At 39.8% G+C, this 20,498-nt stretch carries 15 protein-coding genes; 2 read left to right on the forward strand and 13 right to left on the reverse strand.

Annotation, left to right across the window (positions count from 1 at the left end):
• Positions 1 to 66: 66 nt before the first annotated feature.
• The 9 genes from ACE38W_RS20560 to ACE38W_RS20600 are packed head-to-tail and all read right to left on the reverse strand — an operon-like array spanning position 67 to position 11,072.
• Positions 67 to 699: an acetyltransferase gene (locus tag ACE38W_RS20560; RefSeq protein ID WP_375834030.1), complete on the reverse strand. Its 633-nt coding sequence runs from the start codon at positions 697 to 699 to the stop codon at positions 67 to 69.
• A gap of 16 nt (positions 700 to 715) precedes the next feature.
• Positions 716 to 1,363 (reverse strand): HAD family hydrolase, encoded by a 648-nt coding sequence (locus ACE38W_RS20565; protein WP_375834033.1) that lies wholly within the window; start codon positions 1,361 to 1,363, stop codon positions 716 to 718.
• A 15-nt stretch (positions 1,364 to 1,378) separates the two neighbouring features.
• On the reverse strand, positions 1,379 to 2,359 hold the full coding sequence (locus ACE38W_RS20570; protein ID WP_375834035.1) for a hypothetical protein: 981 nt from the start codon (positions 2,357 to 2,359) through the stop codon (positions 1,379 to 1,381).
• The gene (locus tag ACE38W_RS20575) at positions 2,338 to 3,186 is read right to left on the reverse strand and encodes an NAD-dependent epimerase/dehydratase family protein (RefSeq protein ID WP_375834038.1); all 849 of its coding nucleotides are present in this window, start codon (positions 3,184 to 3,186) and stop codon (positions 2,338 to 2,340) included. The genes ACE38W_RS20570 and ACE38W_RS20575 overlap by 22 nt, the downstream gene beginning before the upstream one ends.
• 60 nt (positions 3,187 to 3,246) lie before the next feature.
• The gene (locus tag ACE38W_RS20580) at positions 3,247 to 4,920 is read right to left on the reverse strand and encodes a hypothetical protein (RefSeq protein ID WP_375834040.1); all 1,674 of its coding nucleotides are present in this window, start codon (positions 4,918 to 4,920) and stop codon (positions 3,247 to 3,249) included.
• Between the two features lie 56 nt (positions 4,921 to 4,976).
• Complete coding sequence (gene wecB, locus ACE38W_RS20585) at positions 4,977 to 6,152, reverse strand: non-hydrolyzing UDP-N-acetylglucosamine 2-epimerase (protein ID WP_375834042.1); 1,176 nt, start codon at positions 6,150 to 6,152, stop codon at positions 4,977 to 4,979.
• 21 nt (positions 6,153 to 6,173) lie between these two features.
• A complete protein-coding gene (locus ACE38W_RS20590) occupies positions 6,174 to 7,463 on the reverse strand; it encodes a nucleotide sugar dehydrogenase (protein WP_375834045.1) in 1,290 nt (429 codons plus the stop codon).
• A gap of 22 nt (positions 7,464 to 7,485) precedes the next feature.
• Positions 7,486 to 8,568 carry a hypothetical protein gene (locus ACE38W_RS20595; protein WP_375834047.1) on the reverse strand — a complete coding sequence of 361 codons (1,083 nt, stop codon included), beginning with the start codon at positions 8,566 to 8,568 and terminating at the stop codon, positions 7,486 to 7,488.
• A gap of 26 nt (positions 8,569 to 8,594) precedes the next feature.
• Positions 8,595 to 11,072, reverse strand: a complete 2,478-nt coding sequence (locus ACE38W_RS20600) for an SLBB domain-containing protein (protein ID WP_375834049.1) — start codon at positions 11,070 to 11,072, stop codon at positions 8,595 to 8,597.
• Positions 11,073 to 11,637: 565 nt separating this feature from the next.
• Between ACE38W_RS20600 and ACE38W_RS20605 the strand changes: the two genes are divergently transcribed.
• Together ACE38W_RS20605 and ACE38W_RS20610 are read left to right on the forward strand one after the other, a co-directional pair.
• Entirely contained in the window at positions 11,638 to 12,135 is a 498-nt protein-coding gene (locus tag ACE38W_RS20605) for an RNA polymerase sigma factor (RefSeq protein ID WP_375834051.1), read from the forward strand.
• Positions 12,136 to 12,431: 296 nt separating this feature from the next.
• Positions 12,432 to 13,592 (forward strand): acyltransferase family protein, encoded by a 1,161-nt coding sequence (locus ACE38W_RS20610; protein ID WP_375834054.1) that lies wholly within the window; start codon positions 12,432 to 12,434, stop codon positions 13,590 to 13,592.
• On the opposite strand, the gene ACE38W_RS20615 is transcribed toward ACE38W_RS20610, so the two are convergent.
• From ACE38W_RS20615 to ACE38W_RS20630, 4 genes are all read right to left on the reverse strand, one after another.
• Positions 13,593 to 14,801 carry a sterol desaturase family protein gene (locus tag ACE38W_RS20615; RefSeq protein ID WP_375834057.1) on the reverse strand — a complete coding sequence of 403 codons (1,209 nt, stop codon included), beginning with the start codon at positions 14,799 to 14,801 and terminating at the stop codon, positions 13,593 to 13,595.
• A 221-nt stretch (positions 14,802 to 15,022) separates the two neighbouring features.
• Entirely contained in the window at positions 15,023 to 16,441 is a 1,419-nt protein-coding gene (locus ACE38W_RS20620) for an RtcB family protein (RefSeq protein WP_375834060.1), read from the reverse strand.
• 19 nt (positions 16,442 to 16,460) lie between these two features.
• Entirely contained in the window at positions 16,461 to 17,540 is a 1,080-nt protein-coding gene (locus tag ACE38W_RS20625) for an AAA family ATPase (protein WP_375834063.1), read from the reverse strand.
• Positions 17,541 to 18,245: 705 nt separating this feature from the next.
• A complete protein-coding gene (locus ACE38W_RS20630) occupies positions 18,246 to 20,489 on the reverse strand; it encodes a DUF3857 domain-containing protein (protein ID WP_375834065.1) in 2,244 nt (747 codons plus the stop codon).
• Between the last annotated feature and the right edge of the window lie 9 nt (positions 20,490 to 20,498).

Below are 20,498 nucleotides of genomic sequence, written 5' to 3' on the forward strand. Positions count from 1 at the left end.
CTATATTATTACTAAACAATAAATATCAAGATGGTATTATAATCATCCCAATCTGAAGGGATATGCTTATCGGACAAAACGAGCAGGCGTTCCAACATAAAGGCCTGCTTGTGTTAGGTTATTGATTACAGTAGTTCCGCCACCTGTCTGAACCATATCCACAATTTTCAAGTTGTCGATAATAGTTGAGTTGATACCGATATTGCAGCAGGAACCTATCTCCACAAAACCCGCTACGGCAACGCGTGGCGATAAAAATGAATGGGCACCGATAACGGTATCATGTGCAATACAAGACCCTACATTGATCAATACGTTATCCCCGATCACTACCTGCTGGTCCAGCACTACTCCAGGTAAAATAAATACGCCTTCTCCAATGGTGCAGGAAGGGTCCACATAACTGGCAGTGTGCAATACTTTTCCGAATGGGATTATACCTTTCCAGGTATTAAAGCATTCTTTTCTTTTTTCAAAATGTTTATAGCCTATCCCAATCATTAAACAATCAAAATCCCCTTGGCTAAACAAAGTAGCTATATCTCCGGATTTCCCCAGTATCACATGTTCTCCGACTTTTTCGCCAGCATTTTTGAAATCATCAAAAAAACCTGCGATTTCATAATGGCCATCTGTAGCTGCATGATATGCAATCTGCTGTCCTAAGTCGCCAGAGCCGATTATAGCCAATCTCTTCATTTTGATGGAATTAATTTTATACAATTTCACTTAACGCGTTCAGGGAAGAAATTGACAATCCCCCTGCGGTGAATAACTCCAGACGATCGATCAGTAAAACACGCCATCCCATTTGTTTTCCGGGTATTATGTCCAGAGACAACGAATCGCCGATATACAATATTTCATCCGGTTTTAAACCAACAGCATCTTGCGCCAATTGGTAAAAAGCCAGATCAGGTTTTCTCAGTTTTTTTTCTTCAGAAACAATAATATCTTGGAATCTATTTCCGAACAAGCCATTAAGTATCCCAGACAAGCCATTGTTGAAATTGGACACCACACCAACTGGAACGTTTAATTTATCCAATACATTTGTATCTTCAAACTTCTCCCATGGCAGGTAAGTGCAATACTCAAAAATGCAGTTTAATAGCTCCTCTTCCGGAATAATTCCCAGTGACAAAAGCAGATCTGCATTGAATTTACGATAGAAATCTGCCGAAGTTTTATCAGGAAACTCGATTACTTCAGACAATAATTTATGATTCGTTTGTAAGCGTTTCATATCTACCTCGATTCCAAACTTCTGAAATGCGGCATCCATCTTTGTCCATAATTGTGGTTTATGGATAAGGGTATTGGCCGCATCGAAAAGTATATATTTAATTGTCTCTTTTCCCATTATTTTACTACATTCTTAATACAAGTAAAATCCTGCACTACTGTCCTTACAGTCTGCATAGTCTTCTTTCCCTTGGTAGATAACGTCCATCAGTATCCTTACGGCTACGCCGGCAATAATTGCTGGCTGGTCGGGTTGCTGATTGTATAAATATTCCTGAAGCGTGTATTTAACATCTTCAAACCCGAAATTGGCACGAATAGAATTTGTTCCAGAAATACGGCAATTCACTTCAAATGGTACGATTGTTCCGTCTTCCGTTACAATAGCCTGTAGATTGGCTGCTCCGCGGAAGTTAGTATGTGCTATCATTTTCTCCAGCATCGGTTTTAATGCTGCATCATAATCAAATACTACCTTACACTGCGCTGTTGCGCCATTCTCCAAGGATCTCAGTAAAGTGATGAACCCGTGCAGTTCACCAGCTTTATTAACATAAAATGCAGTCGTAATTTCCTTTCCTTTATGGAAAGGTTGCACCATATACTCTTCATCATTAAAGCCCACCCAGCTGGTTGGGTTTATGTGTAGTCCTCTTGATCCACGACCTTTTCTGGGCTTCAGAATAAATTCATTAAAAGACCCATCATATGCAGAAGGCAACACAGACATTGCAAATGGAATATCATGCTGTTGATGATGTTCCCAACTCAGGTATTTATCCAGATAGATGGCGGCGGTATCTGCCTTTGAAGCAGCCAAAGCCGCACCTAATATTGCTTCATTTGCGGCAAGATAGTAGACCTCATAATCAGTTGATGGAATAATAAGGTCAATCTTTTCTTTTTCTACTATCTCACAAATTGTCGGAATAAAGTTTTCATCATAGGCATATGGTACTTTGTAGAATACATCACACAAATGATTTCCCGCAGAAAAGTCGCTGATATTTGTTCCTACTATTGCTATGTCAAATTTTGTTTTAGCAATATTGCGAATAATCCCCTGACCAACATTACCTCCGACGCCTGTAACTAAAACTTTTTTTCTTTCCATTTTATCATTTCTTTGATTCCTTCCGAAAGGGATATAATTGGACGATAATTTAATTCTTGATTAGTGGTGCTATTATTGTAGCGAAAAGATAATGCGTGATCATTACCATTAAATGTCACCGTACTAGCAGTCTGACTTGCGATCAACTCTGCCAATGCACGATTACTTACACTCTCCGTTGCACACGCCAGTAGAATCTCATTCTTGTTATGATTAGCTGCAGCTATCAGATAATTCACTGCATCCTGGACATGAAGATAATTCTGTAATCTTTCTCCCTTTCCAAACACTACTATTTCTTTTTTTTCTGTCGCCTGATCAATATATGCAGGTATTATGGTGCCGGGGTTCATGCCTTTACCATAGATTGAAGAAAAGCGTACAATTGCATGGTTTGGAGTTGCTGCTACAATCTTTTCACTCCATCGTTTAGATATACCATACTCATTGAGTCCCCCAATGCTGCTGTTTTCCGATATGATACCTGGTTCTAAATCATAAACAGAAACAGAAGAGCATAATATAATTCTGGCATTGCTGAAACGTCTGCATATCCGCGCTACCATTTCTACATTTACCTTATACAGTTGTTCCCGATCTTCATCAGAAAGTGTTCCTGTTCGGATAAATGCACTGACAATATAGACATGATCAAAGTTTGGTTCAAGCTGATAGAGCTCACCAATTGAAACATAGGGGACATCAGCTACAAGGCGATCTCTGGAATGGTTATAAACGCCAGTAACATCACTTGTTTCAGCCAAGGATGTTATCAAATTACTACCGATAAAACTGTTGGCGCCAATCACCAAAGATCTTGCATTCATATGTACAAATTTGAAAGTCAACTGAATGCTAATAATGTTCTGTTAGCAGACTTTAATAATCTAAAGTCCATTTAGCAAAGTATTTCTTGTGGCATCTGCCATATTAATATCATCAGGATTTGACAGTACTTTTCTGCTAAGCTCTTTGGCCGCATTAAGGCCGTGCTTTTGGGCATACATGCTTAATATATAATAGTCTTCCATTCCAAGTCTGAATGCCTCCCATCTACGACTATTAATGAAGGTGTTCTTATAATCATACACCGCATTATAAGGTTCATATTTGCCTTTAAAATCATTCCATGCAGATCCTCCAGTCGGAATATCTGCGAAGTTCCAGAATCCAATACCTCCATATCCTTTATAAAAAGCTTCCCAAGCCATTAAACGGAAGGAGGTATAAGGAGGCATGGTTTTGTTTTTGGTATCATAGATCCAGATCTTACGCATATTGCTGGCGGTAGCCTGTACACCCAGCACAGTATTACTGTAAATCTGTACTACGTCCAAAATTGGCAGTAGAATAGCCGTGCAAGTGGCGTTATTACTTGTAGAAAACAATTTTGCATCTGGAGCAGCCGTACGTATCCAAGCAGTAAACTTGCTCATATAGTCCATCTCATCTGGAGTTGGCTCATCAGACAACATCAGCATTATCTTTTCTTTGGGTATGCCAAATGATTGATAACGATTAATTGTAAAAGCATACCATTTTAAAAATTGTGCCTTCCATGATGGCGAAAGGTAATCGGCAGCTTTTGCTTGTCGTCTTAAATCGAAATCCAGAATCAGATGCTGGTAATCCTTGCAGAGCAATGCGTATTCATCAAAAGCTGCCGTGTTGGATAAATCCTGAAATAAGGGCAGTTTGTTTACAGTAACCACCAATGAATTGATATAATGTGTCTGCAGATTTTCTGAAGCCGCTTTTTCTTTACCATTCATAATTGGGTAAAAGAAGTAAGGCCAGGTTATAGCATTCAGATTAATGGCACTACGAGTTACGGTAATACCGAAATTTTGAATACTCAATGGTATAATGCTACTTCCATACTTGCCGGAAATAATAACCTGATTACTTTCAGTTCCTGGTTTTACACCATCCACAGCAACATAAAATACCTTTACTTCACCTGGCGCCATTACACTGGAGCTAACAGGTACCAGGGCATCTGGAATGTATTTCAAATTTCTGCTAAGCTGAAATTGGGCGTCATAAAAACTTACCTGGGATAAGCCCCCTGTTTTGGCACATTTAAGCGTTACAGTTTGTGGTGCATTATCCAGATTACATACCCAGAAAGCAGCATATTGCCTTCCTTTAAGGATATTTTTTATTTGAATACCCTTACTAACAGCAGCCGTATTGTTAACAGGAAATAGATCAGTCGAAATATCTTTCCACGGACTAACGAGTTCAGTATAAAGTTTGTTGGTTGGTATACTTATCTTTTTCTTTAACACATCAAGATAAGCCAATCTGGTTTGCTGCATTAATGCAGCATATTGCTGATCTGTTAAGTTCTGTTGTTTGTTTCGTGTTACACTGTTTACCTGCGATAAACCTGAGGCATCTCCCCCCATCGACTGGATTGCAGTCCATCTGTTCGCCAGATTTTGTTTGTAGGCTTCATTCTCTGTTAAATTTTGAGAATGTAAAGTACAACTCACTAATAAACACTGCAGCAGAAATACCACAGTGCCAAAACAGTAAGAACCTTTAATTGTCTTCATACAATAGTGATTGGGAGCAAATTTGTAATTATTCGCAGGTTTAATCGGACCATCAATTAATCCGTGATTGGTTCACATGCCTTTTTCGTTATACTTTCAATTTGTCTGACGATTCGTTGCGCAGTTTTTCCATCCCAGAAGTTAGGAACTTTACCTTTTTTTCCTTGTCCATTCAGTATCAGAGATACCTCCTCAAGAATATCTTCGATTTTGATCAGCTTATTACTTCCTTCCCATACTGTGACAGGTCTTTCTGTATTAGGTCTTACGGTAAGGCATGGAATATTCAGGTAAGTAGTTTCTTCCTGTATTCCTCCAGAATCCGTGAGTACGAAACGAGCATTTCTTATAAGTGAAATGAATTCAAAATAACCTAAGGATTCGATGAGAAATAATTGATCATATTTATTGACCTCCTCTAACAATCCGAATTCTTTAATATGCTTAAAGGTTCTTGGATGGATGGGGAAAATCAGCGGTATGTTTTTACTAACTTCTCCCCAAATATTAACTAATTGGGAGAGTTGTTCTTTATCGTCCACGTTGGAAGGACGGTGGAAAGTCATTACAGCATAGCTTTCCGCAGGGAAGTCTGTTGCCAGGTTTATTTTACGATCTTTGTTAAGTAGTGCAAATTCAGTAGCAGCGCCATTTACATGCGGAAGGTTTGTGATGAGCGTATCAATCATCAGATTTCCTACCATATGGATTTTGTTAGGATCAACACCTTCACGAATGAGATTTTCATCAGCATCAGCACTGGTTGTAAAGAAATAATCACTGATACTGTCAGTAACCAGGCGATTAATTTCTTCTGGCATAGAACGGTCATTGCTTCTTAAGCCAGCTTCATAGTGTGCAGTGCTGATTCCAAGTTTTGAGGCGACTAGTGTACAGGCGACTGTACTATTTACATCTCCTACTACCAGCACCATGTCTGGTTGTTTCTGAAGACATACTTTTTCAAATCCTTCCATTATCCTGGCGGTTTGTACGGCATGTGATGCAGAGCCTACTTCCAGGTTAATATCAGGCATTGGGATGTTCAATTGTTTAAAAAACAAATCAGACATCTTTTCATCATAATGCTGTCCAGTATGAACAAGTATTGGTTGGATAAACGGATGACCATTTAACGCTTGCATCAGTGGAGCAATCTTCATAAAATTGGGTCTTGCTCCTGCGATCAATATTAATTTATATTTTGAATTATCCATCTCAATTTGTTTCATAGTGTTATAATTAAGAGCAACTTATAATCTTCCATCTACAGCTTCCCTTTCCAGGAAGGATTTCGTATCAAACACTACGGTGTTGTCACCAGATTTCAGTTCGGAAAGATCAATGCTTAAAAATTCTTTGTGCGCTACAGCCAAAATTATTGCCTCATAGTCTTTACCAATGTCGGATGTCAATTTTATTCCATATTCATGATTCACATCAGCAGCATGCGCGTGTGGATCATAGATATCTGTTTTAATGCCGAACTGTACTAATTCTTTATAAATATCTATCACTCTTGAATTGCGTACATCCGGGCAATTCTCTTTAAAAGTAAAACCTAAAATCAGTGCGCGGGAGCCATCAATTCTGTGACCTTTTTTGATCATCAGCTTAACAACTTTATTAGCCACAAACATGCCCATGTTATCATTCACTCTTCTACCAGAAAGTATTACTTGTGGATGATAACCTAATGACTCAGCTTTATGAGCGAGGTAGTATGGATCGACACCAATACAATGCCCACCAACTAAGCCAGGTTGAAATTTCAGAAAGTTCCATTTTGATCCGGCTGCTTCAAGTACGTCATTGGTATCAATACCAACACGGTCAAAAATCAGGGCTAATTCGTTCACAAAGCTGATATTAATATCGCGTTGTGCATTTTCAATTGCTTTGGAAGCTTCGGCTACCTTAAGGCTTCTAGCTTTAAATGTACCGGCCGTAATGATGCTTTTGTATAATTCATCTACCTGATCAGCAATTTCAGGTGTTGATCCGGAGGTAACTTTTTTGATTTTAACCAGTGTATTATGCTTATCTCCTGGATTTATTCTTTCAGGAGAATATCCGCAGAAGAAGTCTGTATTGAATTTCAGCCCTGAGTATTTCTCCAGTACTGGTACACAATCCTCTTCTGTACAGCCTGGGTATACCGTTGACTCATAAATAACAATATCACCTTTTTTTAATGCAGAAGCCACTGTTTCAGAAGCTTTCAGCAATGGCGTGAGGTCTGGTTTTTTAAAGTGATCAATGGGTGTTGGTACGGTAACAATGAAAATATTATAATCTTTCAGTGCCTTCGGATCATTGGAAAAATGCAAGCCAAAATTCTTGCCTTCTTTATATCCGTTTGCTGCAGTTTGTAAACCTTCCAGGTCGGCTTCCTTGGTATGATCTTCTCCTCTTTGTAATTCCTCAATCCTTGATGCGTTGATATCAAAGCCTAATACCTGGTATTTTTTACCAAATTCGATTGCAAGGGGTAATCCAACATAACCCAGCCCTATAACAGCTATTTTATTTGAAAGAAGCATTTTATTGTGTATAAAGATTTAATTACTGCATGATCTTCTTAAAAAGTCTTATTCCTAATAACCCCAAACTGGTTAATATTACTGCCAGTAAAGCTCCTCCAATCATGCTGGTCAGCTTTCCTTGTTTCTTTTTTTCAAGGGGTAATATTGGGGAGTCAATTACTTGAATGATTGGGGTTTCTTGGGCCATGGTCATCTTACTCAGTTCAAGGTTTTTTACTACCTCGGCATACATCGTTTGTAAAACCATTTTGTCTCTCAGGTCCAGTTCTGTTCGAACAGTGGCGATACGCCTGGCAGGGTTCTGGTTCAGGTCCTGGGAAAATGCAGTAGCGTAGGTTTTCTTGTTTAATAAGGTTTCAAGAGAGTCTGCCTGCTCCTGAAGTCGATCTACACTATGCTTTGAGCGCTTTGTTTTAGTTTCTATATAAAAGGCGGAAGCGGTACTCACCAAAGTTTCAACAAATGCTTTTGAAAAATTTTCATTTTCAGTTTTACAGATTACCGAAATGAAATTAAGTTTTGAATCTTTCTTGGTAATGGTGAGGTTTCCTTTGACAATGCTTTGTTGAATTTCATTAAGGATACTATCTTTTTGTATGGAGAATCCTTTTCTCGATTCTGATGGCGCAAACTGAATACTTTTTAACAGGGGATTTTTTTGCCATTCTGCTCTCAAATTTTTAAAATCTATATATAGATCAATTAGAGAGATTGTTTTTCCGTTGTACTCAACAGGAGATAACAGTGCTTTCTCCACCATCAACCGGGATTTCAGGAACTGCATGATGTTATCGCCTTCGAAAATACCGCTGGAACCTTTCCCTCCCATATCTAAGCCCAGCTGGCTGGCAATTCCAAGATAAGCACCTATACCGCTACTACTTTTATCGTCCACCACAAATACTACTTCACCGATGTACTTGGGTTTCGTTTTTAAAGCTAGAAGCAACCCTGCGCCAATACCAACTGCGGCAGCCAGGATAATTACTAGTTTTTTACTCCATAAATACCGGCACCATTCAAACAAGTGTAACAACAGTTCCTTGACGGTTAATTCATCTTTCTGAACTTCAGGCTGCTGGAGATCCTTCTGGACATTCATAACAGTTATACCTTTACCTAATTAAATTACTTGGTTGCATTTATGATGGTCACAATTACCAGTGCCAATGAAGCTAATCCACTTGCAAGACCTACGGCCTCCCCACTTGTTAAACCACGCTTTCCTTTTTTCGCTGGCACATACACTTCTGCTCCCGGCTTTACTTTTGGATAACTATTAAAAAACATCACCTTCTTTGTATTCTTCACCTCTCCATTCGCGTAAACGATATAACTTCTTCTTCTTAATGCCTGAGAAGTAAAACCACCTGCTCCGTGAATATAGTCCCTGAACTTATATCCTTTGTCAAATCTCACTTTCTTCGGGAAATATATCTCCCCGAAAAGCTGAACAGTTTGTAATTTTTTAGGTACCCGGATGATATCCCCTTCTTCCAGGATCAGATCATATTTAGAACCAGGATTTTTGATAATCTGATCTAAATTGATACCTAATAGTTGCTCATGTCGATTTACTGCCTGCCTTACACGGGCAATATCTGCACTATCCTGGAGCTTATTAATGAATACTTCAAGTTTGTTAGCTAAAATCAAACTATCACCTTCATTGATAAACGTTTTTCTCAGCATTACAGCACCTTCAGCGTATGCCTCCGGGCGCAAACCACCTGTACGTTTGATCAGATCTGAAATGCGCTCTGATTTCGTGTTGATCGTATAGTCTCCAGGATACACAACCTCTCCCCCAATAGAAACATTGGCTTGCGAAGAATATACCGGTGATTTACGAACAGTGATCTCATCAAATGGTAATAACACAAAACTCTTTGCAGAAGCACTGAGATCAGCGTTGATATCGTAATACTGTACAATTGCTTTAGCAGAGTCCTGAGGATTGTAAACCCCGTTTCTGATACGGCGGGCAACTTCTATACGTTGTGTGGATGCCGCATCTCTTAACCCTCCAGCCAGTAATATCAGGTCTTCAAGGTGCATGCTGTCACCATATTGGAAAAAACCAGGTTTATTAACCTCACCTTCTATACGAACTTCATAATCTTCCCGAAGATCAAGTTTAGAATAGATAATAACCGAATCTTCCTTCTGCAAGGTAACAGTAGATCTGCCAGCCATTGCATCCTGAACGTTGAAATTGATATATGCAGGTGTATAATCTGCCTGTAAACGACGTACTAATCCACGAGTCATCGTTGCATCCTCTTTCACACCGTCAGCTCTCTTAATAAGATCTGCAATCTGCATATTTGGCTCCAACGCATAATTACCTGGATGAAACACCGCACCAGTGATCGTCACTCTATTGCTAAATCGGGTTAATACTGAATCAATAAAGAACTGATCACCTGATTTTAGTTTGAAACTAGCAATGTTATCAGCAGGTATATTTACTACTTCTCTTTCTTTATTATTGATACGATATCCACGAATCACATCTGTAAAAGCCTTGTCAGTAAATCCTCCCGCATAATCCAAAACCTGCTGCAGTGACTCATTTTCTTTCGCCTCAAAAATTGCCGGACGTTTCACCTGACCAGTTAATTCAACCCTGGTTTTATATGGATTTACCTTAACAATATCCTGGTCCTGTAAAACAATATTCTGAGTCAGATCTCCATGGGAAAGAAAATCATAAAGATCAAATGTGGATACTACAGCTCCGTTCCTGATTACCTGAATGTTACGAAAAGATCCATTCTCATTGGGTCCACCTGAAACATAAAGCGCATTGGCAACCGTTGCCAATGAAGGTATCGTATACGAACCCGGTTTTTCAACTTCACCAATCAACAATACTCTTATGCTACGAATGCTTCCCAGGGTTATTTGTACAAATGTATTACCAGACTTAATTCCAGAATATATACTTGATAGCTGCTTCGTAATCCTGTTTCTGGCTTCCTCCATTGTAAGGCCATTGACATAAACAGGACCAATATTAGGAATGTTGATATAACCATCAGGGGTAACCTTTAAGCGATGTTGTACTTCTGAATAGCCATATACATCAATCATTATCTCATCATTTGCCGCCAGCCTGTAATTTGGTGGCGTCGCCATTCTGAGATTAGGTTCAAATGTCAGGTTCTTATTAGAAAATAACTCAGCTCCAAATATCCGTTTCCTGAGTTTTTCACGCTGTTGTTCTTCTGGTGTCAGTTTGCCCTCGGTCGATGAATCCTTCGATTCGTCATTTATCTGCCTGTCATTACTATTGCTCTGGTTGCCAACACTCTTCTGTTTCTGCGACAATTCCTTATCTAGTCCCATGGATCGTATCCTATCCTTTAGCTTAGATACCTCTATATCTGGAATACCCTTTTGCTGAGCATAACCGTCGATATCATCCATACCCACATTGTTCTTCTTCATCTCCGCTATTAACTGCCGAATCTGATCATCACTTAAATTCTCCACCTTCATTTGCTTCATCTGTTCCTTCGACATCGAAGAAACCTGAGCACTCACATTAGCACTATATACAATAAACAGGAACAGCTGAATCAGCAATAATTTTCTAAACATGTATAATAGGATCTATTCTTTCTCGAATTTCGTTTTTAGGCTTCAATATCGGGCTTATATGGCTGAATTTCCACCGAATAAGCTGCAAATCTATATAAAATAACATATAAATGTTACTTTCATAAAAAACAGTTTAACCGCCGTTATAACACTTATTACAGCCTTTTGTTGCTTTCCTGACATAATAGTGCCAAATTTCATCTTGCTCTCTCAAAAATCTAATTTTAAGCAAAAAATAATATATGATTATTTATAATATATAATTATTCATATATAGCTTGAATTGAACCAATCCGATTATTTATATTCTTCGTTAATATCATAAAGTAGGGATCACTCAAACTAACATTTTTGTTTCATCATCATTAATCCTAAGGATAAAATCATCGTCAATATAACGGCTAGATGTCCCAATTCATGTGAATGCAACCTGAAACCCACTCCACCATTTATGAAAATGGAATGGGGACAGTTTCCTCCGTTATTTTAATATTTAAGTAATTAAACTCCAGTTGTTTATCGAAGTAGTAATTGTTTGAAATCGTTAACACAAAAACTTCACATCATGTCATCTGTTGAATTTAACACCTTACTGGTCGGGAATGTCGACTTTCTTAAACCCTTCGCTTATACCCTGACAAAAGACAACGAACAAGCCAAGGATTTATACCAGGAAACTATCATGCGGGCACTTACCAACCAGGATAAATACCTGGAAGGCACCAATATCAGGGCATGGTTGTTTACAATAATGCGCAACATCTTTATTAACCACTATCGAAAACAAAGCAAAAGTAAACTGATCTCCGAACCGGCCCTCAGCCAGTTTTTCCTTAACTACCAAAAAGGTGTAGTAGGCAATACCGCTGAAACCAATATGCGCACCAAAGACGTCCAGATTGCCATGTATCGTCTCCCGGTCATTTTCAAACAGCCATTCCTGTTATACCTCGAAGGCTACAAATATTTCGAAATCGCCGCCATACTCGACGAACCACTTGGTACCATCAAAAGCCGTATTCACTTCGCCAGGAAAATATTGAAAACACGCATCCAACGATAACACGTCTTTAATACTCCTGGTTAATCGAAGTATCTACACCTTTTGCGACTGAATATCCAAAACCCTTAAACAACCATTATCCAAAACCCATATCATAAAATTGTAGTAATGATTACCTGTTAATAATCTTATCTAGCGATCTACGTTTTTTCTAAACATTAATTTATATATCAGAAATAAAATTACTATTTCTGATACGGTCAGCTATTGCCCTCTCCTGCATACTCTTAGCTATGCTGACACCCTCTTTTTGTATATTTTAGCAGAACAATCCCAAATACCTAAACAAAATATTCATGCCAGCCGCCAAGCGATTCACCGCTTTAGACAGTCTACGGGGAATAAGCGCCATCCTGGTGCTTTGCCTGCACATCCGCGTATTAAACAGTATTACCGAAACCCAGTTTATACGCAACGCATTCTACTTCGTCGAATTCTTCTTTGTGCTCAGCGGCTTCGTTATGTATTATACCTATAGCCGTCAGCCATTTACCAAAATAAAGTTTAAAAACTACCTGATTGGTCGCTTCTTCCGGCTCTATCCCCTACACTTCGTAATGCTGGTGGTCACCGTTATGATAGAGTTTTTCAAACTTTATATTGCCAACAAAGGCTATGATGTACAAACGCCTGGCTTTATCGATAAAGCTGACCCGGCATACCTCCTCCCCACCATACTACTGCTACAAGGATGGATGAATAACGTACCCTCCGGCGCCTTTAACATCGTAGCATGGAGCCTTAGCATTGAGTTTTATGTAAATGTCTTTATGGGAGTACTGCTTTTCAAACCAACCAAAACCAGGACCTTCGTATTTATCCTGCTTACCCTGCTGCCTGTCATCATGCTCTGTACTGGTAACCACCTCCTCAAAAATGAAGTATACCGCGGCGTAGCCTACTTCTTCGCTGGCTGCATGACCTATCAGCTCTTCGCACGCACACAACACCTGAAAAGAAACCCGGTCCTCTTCTCTTTCATAGAAATTGTTCTTGTACTAGCCATGTATTTCATGGTAACTTATCTACCTGAAAATAATTTCAAAAGCCCTATACTAGCCCTGCTCTTCTCCTTATCTGTGTGGACTTTCGCCGGAGAAACAGGGATTGTTTCCCGTTTACTAAATATCAAACCGTTATTAACAACTGGTAAATTATCTTTCTCTATCTATCTCATACATATCAAGCTATGGTTCTGCTTTACGGCACTCACACTCATTATTGCCAGACTAACACATTTCAACATAACCGCCAATATGGTTATAAATAAAGAGCTCGTCAGGATTATCCCAACGAGCAATATAGTTACCGGCAATATCGCCTTGTTTTTATTTGTTCTGCTTACAATGGCTGTGGCCAGCTTTACTTATAAATTTGTAGAAGTAAAATGGATAGAGAAAGGGAAAAAATTCAGATCTAAAGAGGCCACCACAGCACCTCAGCAGGTTACCGTGTGATTAGACTTTATAAACCAAACGCAGATACCTGTCTCTAAGTACGCTGTGAAAACTAAATCCTAACACTATAACTAATACGGATAAACTGAATACTAACGGTCCCGGCCACACGTAAAATAATGCAGCTACAATCGCTATGTAGCGGGCATACTCAATATAAAATACCCAACGCTTCTGTTCCAGTATAGCACCACAGTTAATCAACGTCAGAACAATCATCAGGCTGATGCATACCTGTATAAATAATGGCACATAGTGTTCCAGCAATAAAAAAGAAAAGAGCAACAACAACGTCACCGACAGTTGCCATACTACATAATTATTCAGCTTAGGCGTTTCTTGCTGTGTACCTGCAGGCATAAGGAAACGGGCTTCCAGTGCAGGTCTTGCTTTCTCGTCCACATTATCAGGTTTTCCAAAGATGATCCGCAATTTGTTACCAAAACCATTTGCCCGACGCACAGAATAAACCATCTCCAGCAAAAAATGAAAATGCTGCCAAAGGAAACTATTACTTTCTAATGGTTTGGTCAGCCCATATACCGGCTCTTCTCCTTCTTTCACAAAAGTGCCGAAAAGCTTATCCCAGATGATAAATACATCTCCATAATTTTTATCAAGATATTGTGGATTGCTCGCATGGTGTACCCTATGGTGGGATGGCGTTACCAGGATATATTCCAATAAACCAAGCTTTCCAATGGTGCGTGTATGTATGAAGAATGGATAAAGACCATGCACCAATAACATACTGGTAATCATAGCTGGCGGAAAACCCAGTATAGGTAGTATACTCCAAAAACCAGTGCGCAGAAATGCCTGGAATACAGTGATCCTGGCTGAAACCGTGTAGTTAAACTCCTCACTCTGATGATGCACTACATGCGCACACCAAAATAAAGTTACCTCATGTGCCAGGCGATGATACCAATACCAGACAAAATCTGTACAAAACAATAATACAATCCATAACAGTACACTAGACTGTATATTGAAGATGGCATAATGTTCATACAGGTACGCATACACGAAATAAAATACGCCCACCGTAAAGGTATCGGATAATCGCTCAGCGATACCGACACAGATATTCATTACGGAATCGTTAAAGCGGAAATAAGTTTTCCCCTGTTTACTCGCCACCAGGTATTCCAATCCCATGAGCGTCAGGAATAAGGGAACCGCAAATGCCAGATAATTTAAATGCACTACGAAAAGCTTTTTATGTCAGGAAATACAAGGCCTAGTCTGTACGCCGTGCGCAGCGCGACATACATCCATTTTTATTTTTATACTGGTGGTGGTAAATCTCAACAATATTAATAAAAAATTATTATCCTACAAAAATAGTAGACTATTATTTAAGGCATAAAAAGTGCACCGCCAAACGGCAGGTGCACTCCATATTTGCATAACTAAAACAACACTGGTTAATCTTCCGCCGGGCCAGGATCCGCCATTCGCACGATACGAGGAATGAATCTGCCCACAATATCTACCAGCTCCTGTTGTGCGGCCATAACGGTATTGATATCCTTATAAGCCATTGGCGCCTCATCCAGGCCGCCACCAATCAGCGTCACATTATGGTCTCTCAAAACAGTACGCAGCTCATGGCCAGTAATGCTTTTCAGGGCTTTACTTCTGGACATCTGGCGACCGGCGCCATGACTGGCAGAATTCAAGGCTGCAGCGTTGCCACGTCCTTTCACGATAAAACCAGGAGCTGTCATAGAACCGGGAATGATGCCTAACACACCTTCGCCGGCAGGCGTTGCACCCTTTCGGTGAACGATTACCTCTCTTCCATCATAGACTTCCTTCCAGGCAAAATTGTGATGGTTTTCTACTCTTGCCAGTATATTTCCACCTATCGCTTTTATCAATCTTTTATGAATCAGGTGATGACATGCGGAAGCATAATCTCCTGCCAGGTTCATCGCCAGCCAATACTCCTGGCCCTCTTCGCTGTTGAGGTCCAGATAAGCAAGGTGTTGTACATGCGACGGCAGCGGACATAATTCCCTTGCCAGCTTCGTATACTCTCCTGCTACCTGGGCGCCTAATCCACGAGAACCTGAGTGCGACAACAAGGCTACATAGCGGCCACGAGGCAGCTGTAAACCATTATTATCATCCGTTAATTCCACGATTCCCCATTCCACAAAGTGGTTGCCCGAACCGGATGTCCCTAACTGGGCCACCGCTTTATCTTTCAGTCGTTTCAGCAAGGGTATTTCATTGAATTCGTTACGTTCCAGCACCGGATCTTCTTTGGCAATATTTAATGCACCGCCAGTACCGAAAACAGTATTCTTTTCCAATTCTTTTTTAAACTTGTCAAACTGACCATCCAGGGCTACTTCCGGAAGATCAATGATGCTCATACACATCCTGCAGCCAATATCCACGCCCACACCATAAGGAATGATGGCGTTTTCGGTAGCCAACACACCTCCTATTGGCAGGCCATATCCCTGGTGCGCGTCGGGCATTAATGCGCCCGCAACGGCTACTGGCAAGTGTACAGCACTATTCATCTGTGCTCTGGCACCTTCTTCAATAAAAGAAGCGCCATACACTTCATAAGGCACTGGCTTTTCCAGCAGCTTACGTTCTATGCGTTCCGGTTCCTCTTCCGGCGCCAGCTTCACCGCTATCTTCGACAGTGTTTCATGTCCAAGATAGTTGGCCGGGGCCGCAAGCACAGCAGTTAGTATGCTTTTTACTTCCTCTTCGCTGCTGTGCTTAAAATGCATATTTATAACGGTCATGGCTACACTAACAACCGGGCCCTGTGGGTAACCAAGTGCAAGCAACCATTTTCCATTTATCTTAAATTTTCCCATTTAATGCTAATTGATACTATTAATTTACTAATTCTTCCTCCACAATCCTTCTAAAACCAATAACAGCTTTCTGGGTCTTTTGGGTTATTTCGTTAGGATTGGTAATCTCTGCAATGCTCATTGGCTGCGTGATCACCTGCTTAAGGCCTAAACTATCTGAGAGTCGCTGTGCTTTTGCAACAGGAAGTTTACCAAATTCATAACGTGCAATCAACCTGCCTTTTCTAAGTAATGCGCTATCAATAGCAGATAATTCGCTATTAAAAGAACAAACGATCTGAATATTCAGACAGTCACTGAGCAAGCCATCAGAAAGATTTAGCAGGTTAGCAACAGCTGCATTACCAGAAATTTTTCTGTCAAGGATTACATTTTCTGCATCTTCAATAATCAGAATTGAATTGGGATTTGCAATCAGTAATTCCATGAAACCAGGTTCGATAATATTCGTAGCCATTTCAGATGAAATAAAGAGCACTCTCTTTTTCAATTTACCGATCAGGTAACGGAGATAGGTTGTTTTTCCTGTTCCAGGAAGACCATGCAGCAATACGATGCCTTTGTCTTTATCTTTTTTCAAACGTTGTTGAATCAGGGAATCTATTTCTTTAAAATCATCTCCATAACACAAATCTAAATCGAGTTTGGTACGTTTGATCTCCATGCTTGTCAGTTCATAGCTACCTCTTTTTACTGTAACCAGGTTTATTTCATGCGGCTGCCTTTTCGCTCTACGCTTGGTTTTAGCCGCTATATCGGTAAACTTGTTAATGAAAGTGGTATCATCAGTCGCATAATATAATTCCATATAGGAATTTGTCATGAAGATCATGCGATTATCAGTGAGCATGTAGATAACATCATCAACTTCATATTTCTTTTTCTGCGAATTGTATTCCAGATTTCTAAACGCTTGTGTTATTTCATCTTTCAACTCTACTTCTATCTTCGCTGCCATTTTCTCAATATCTATGTTATAGAGTGTATTGATATTTGGCAGCACATTGAATTGGTGGACAAAAGCAGCTTGAGGATTGATAAAAGAATCACTCAGTATATTGATATTATTATGTATCGGGTTGTTATTTAACTGTCCCATTTTTGTATATTTATTATAGTTAGATAAAGACTTACCGGAGCCGACTGCTCCGGCAAATCACACTTATCATTAGTGGCTGAAACTCATCAACCACGGGGGTTAGGGTTAAACTCAAACAGAGACGAAAAAATATATCTTTAAAGGAAGTTTTAACTATATGGCAGGACAAGATTATCCTGCCGTTACAGTGTGTATTTACCTCCTCAATAATTCATTTACATAAAAAAACCCGGCCTGTTTTTCAACGGACCGGGCTACTAACGTTAACGCATATACTACGTTACGACATACCTTCTCCGTTTAGTTATGCCTGAGGCAAAACTATCTCTGAACCATTTACCACAGCGTGTTTCAGCGATGTTAAATAGCAGGCCTAATGATTTTTGATTAATTACATGCGGTTCCGTCATCGAAAACTGGCAACAAAAAAAGCCCGGATCAACGATCCGGGCTTCTGTTTATTGTTACAAATATATTAATCTACTTGTAAAAGTAAAACGCCCGGAACCCGCGACCACCCAGCTCTGCGCCAGGGTTTGCGATGTTCGTTTGTTGATTAAAGCGTTTCATTTTTATAAGTTTGATATTGTTATTATTTATTTGACGATGCAAAGATAAATACTAAAGATTTGATATTGCAAATTTTTGACAGATTTTTTTTGTTTTTTTTTCAAGTATCCGTAAACGTTGATTGCTATATCGTTTTTATGCTTTTTTAAACAGCACCTTCTGCCCAAGAAAATCATTCGCCGCATCAATCACTTGTAGCAGATCGTTCCAGCTGTCTGTCTTCTCGAAGGAATGCTTGTAAACCTTTCTGATACTGAGATACAATTTATCTCCATCTATCTTACTATCTACTATAAATGAACCGGTTGCATTGTCAACCTTCCTTGTCAACTTATCTACTCCTTCTACTTTATATCCTGCTGGAATCGTAACTGTAATTTCGTGTTGATAGGAACGGGCAAATGGTTCATATACATCAACACTACGTGTACGTTGCTCTGCTTTCACTTGTAGTTGTCCACCAATGATCCGGCCTATATCGAAAATGTAATTATTTCCCGCCTTTTTCAAATAGCCTTCCATACTGAATTTGGTGTCATACACGAAATCAGGATCAGTATGACGTAAACCCATCTTACTAATCTTATAAGAAGTTACTTCCTTAGGTTCTACTTCAAACTCACCTTTGATCTCTTGCTGGAATGCTTCCTTCTGGTCTTTACGCGCCTGCGCAAATGCATTCGTATATTCATCAGCGAGAGAACGATTTCTTTTACTATCTGCAAACTCCTCCATGAATGACTGCTGTACACCTAAGGCCTTTCTTTCCTCATCATAGTAATCTTCAAATAACAACAAGCCCTTCTGGCCATCCAATCGCAGGCCGCCTTTCAGCGTGGTATTACGATCTATCAATAGCAGCGACATATTGTTATCAATAGCAATGTTCAGCTTTTCAATATGTGCATTCTGATCCGCTGTAGTAACAGGAATCTCTACCTCTGTATCGTATTCAGGATCGTTTCTCTTGATTTTACCGGCAGCAACTGTAGAAGCTGGCGCCTTCTGTCCTTCATACTCCGCAAGCATTTCAGAACATTGTGTAAATACGCCTTCGGCAGACAGGTATACAGGTTTCTTGGTTCTGGTACGCAACACATATTCAAAATCGTCCGCATTGAATGCTTCTTTCTGTGGTGCGCCATATCTGGAAGTTACCAGTAATATATCACTGTGAATCCCCTGAAACTTCAGCACATCATCCAGCAGCATCAGGAACATACGATTATTGGAAGTGCGGTAATTTCTGCCTAAACCTACATTAATCTTATCGTTTGGCTGCACACGATAGAAGGCCATATACCTAAAAGCATAATAAGCATAGTAAGGAATGCTATCTTCTGGTATATCACGTTTTACATTACGGCTATATGTTTTCAGCATATCATTTACTGTGCGCTTATAGTTACCTACACCTGCACTCGCGATATATCTTAAAACTTCTGTTGTGTATAAATCAGCGGCTACACGCACATCTGTATACGCCGGATTTTTCTTGAAGCTACCCGCGTTGGTAATAACGTCCAGTCCACTACCCATGCCAAAACTAACTTTCATGCGGATCAATGGGATCTGTCTGTATGGCGCCATCCATAAGTCTGTTGGGCGACTTGGCAAATCCTTCACCAGCAAATCAAAGCTACTACCATCCTCTTGCTTGTTTATTTTCAAATCTGGTGCGCCATTCATCAATCTATAACGTACTGAATATTTATCACTGATATCACCATGAACTGAATATTGTTTCATCGGTTTATCATCACCCAACACAAAAAGCTGTTCATCGATGCCTGTATCAGGCGTGTGTATTTGTTCTACTTTTACATAGTAATCGATCACATCACCTACTTGTAAATCCGGAATCGCGAGTTTACTTTTTTGTAATTTGTCATCATCTTCTTCATTCACTAATTCTTCGGCCACTTTAACTTCTTTGGAAGTGCCATCAGGTTTAATGATACGCACGCCAATAAAAGTGGCCGCGTTGGCGGTTCTACGGTGATTAAAGCCTACCGTCTGCAGTTTCTTGAAGCTAAATTGTGAATACTCGTCCAGGGCTACTTTATCATTTATTTTCACCATTTCCCTTACCGTCCTGGAATAGTAGATATCTCGTCCACCATAGGGGCCGAAGGATGTCATGTCGATATCCTTCACTCGCCATAGTTTGAAATCAATATGCTTAGCCAGCACTACTGCGGATTCTTTGGTATCGATGTTGGTAAGGTCCGGATGCTTGAATGCAGGAATGTTCCAGTTCCAGACTTCGTTTCTGACGATGGCAGCACGTTCGTTGTACCGATCATAATTACGTTTGCTCTGTGCAAATCCTTGTATGGCAAGGATAGTACAGACAATAGTCAGTTGGAGAAATTTCATAAATAATTA

Origin of the sequence: Chitinophaga sp. Hz27 (assembly GCF_042263525.1) — a bacterium.
Lineage (GTDB): Bacteria > Bacteroidota > Bacteroidia > Chitinophagales > Chitinophagaceae > Chitinophaga.

Coding starts and splice junctions, on each gene's coding strand:
- ACE38W_RS20560 (WP_375834030.1), bottom strand. CDS start 699: ATGAAGAGATTGGCTATAATCGGCTCTGGCGACTTAGGACAGCAGATT.
- ACE38W_RS20565 (WP_375834033.1), bottom strand. CDS start 1,363: ATGGGAAAAGAGACAATTAAATATATACTTTTCGATGCGGCCAATACC.
- ACE38W_RS20570 (WP_375834035.1), bottom strand. CDS start 2,359: ATGGAAAGAAAAAAAGTTTTAGTTACAGGCGTCGGAGGTAATGTTGGT.
- ACE38W_RS20575 (WP_375834038.1), bottom strand. CDS start 3,186: ATGAATGCAAGATCTTTGGTGATTGGCGCCAACAGTTTTATCGGTAGT.
- ACE38W_RS20580 (WP_375834040.1), bottom strand. CDS start 4,920: ATGAAGACAATTAAAGGTTCTTACTGTTTTGGCACTGTGGTATTTCTG.
- wecB (WP_375834042.1), bottom strand. CDS start 6,152: ATGAAACAAATTGAGATGGATAATTCAAAATATAAATTAATATTGATC.
- ACE38W_RS20590 (WP_375834045.1), bottom strand. CDS start 7,463: ATGCTTCTTTCAAATAAAATAGCTGTTATAGGGCTGGGTTATGTTGGA.
- ACE38W_RS20595 (WP_375834047.1), bottom strand. CDS start 8,568: ATGAATGTCCAGAAGGATCTCCAGCAGCCTGAAGTTCAGAAAGATGAA.
- ACE38W_RS20600 (WP_375834049.1), bottom strand. CDS start 11,072: ATGTTTAGAAAATTATTGCTGATTCAGCTGTTCCTGTTTATTGTATAT.
- ACE38W_RS20605 (WP_375834051.1), top strand. CDS start 11,638: ATGTCATCTGTTGAATTTAACACCTTACTGGTCGGGAATGTCGACTTT.
- ACE38W_RS20610 (WP_375834054.1), top strand. CDS start 12,432: ATGCCAGCCGCCAAGCGATTCACCGCTTTAGACAGTCTACGGGGAATA.
- ACE38W_RS20620 (WP_375834060.1), bottom strand. CDS start 16,441: ATGGGAAAATTTAAGATAAATGGAAAATGGTTGCTTGCACTTGGTTAC.
- ACE38W_RS20625 (WP_375834063.1), bottom strand. CDS start 17,540: ATGGGACAGTTAAATAACAACCCGATACATAATAATATCAATATACTG.
- ACE38W_RS20630 (WP_375834065.1), bottom strand. CDS start 20,489: ATGAAATTTCTCCAACTGACTATTGTCTGTACTATCCTTGCCATACAA.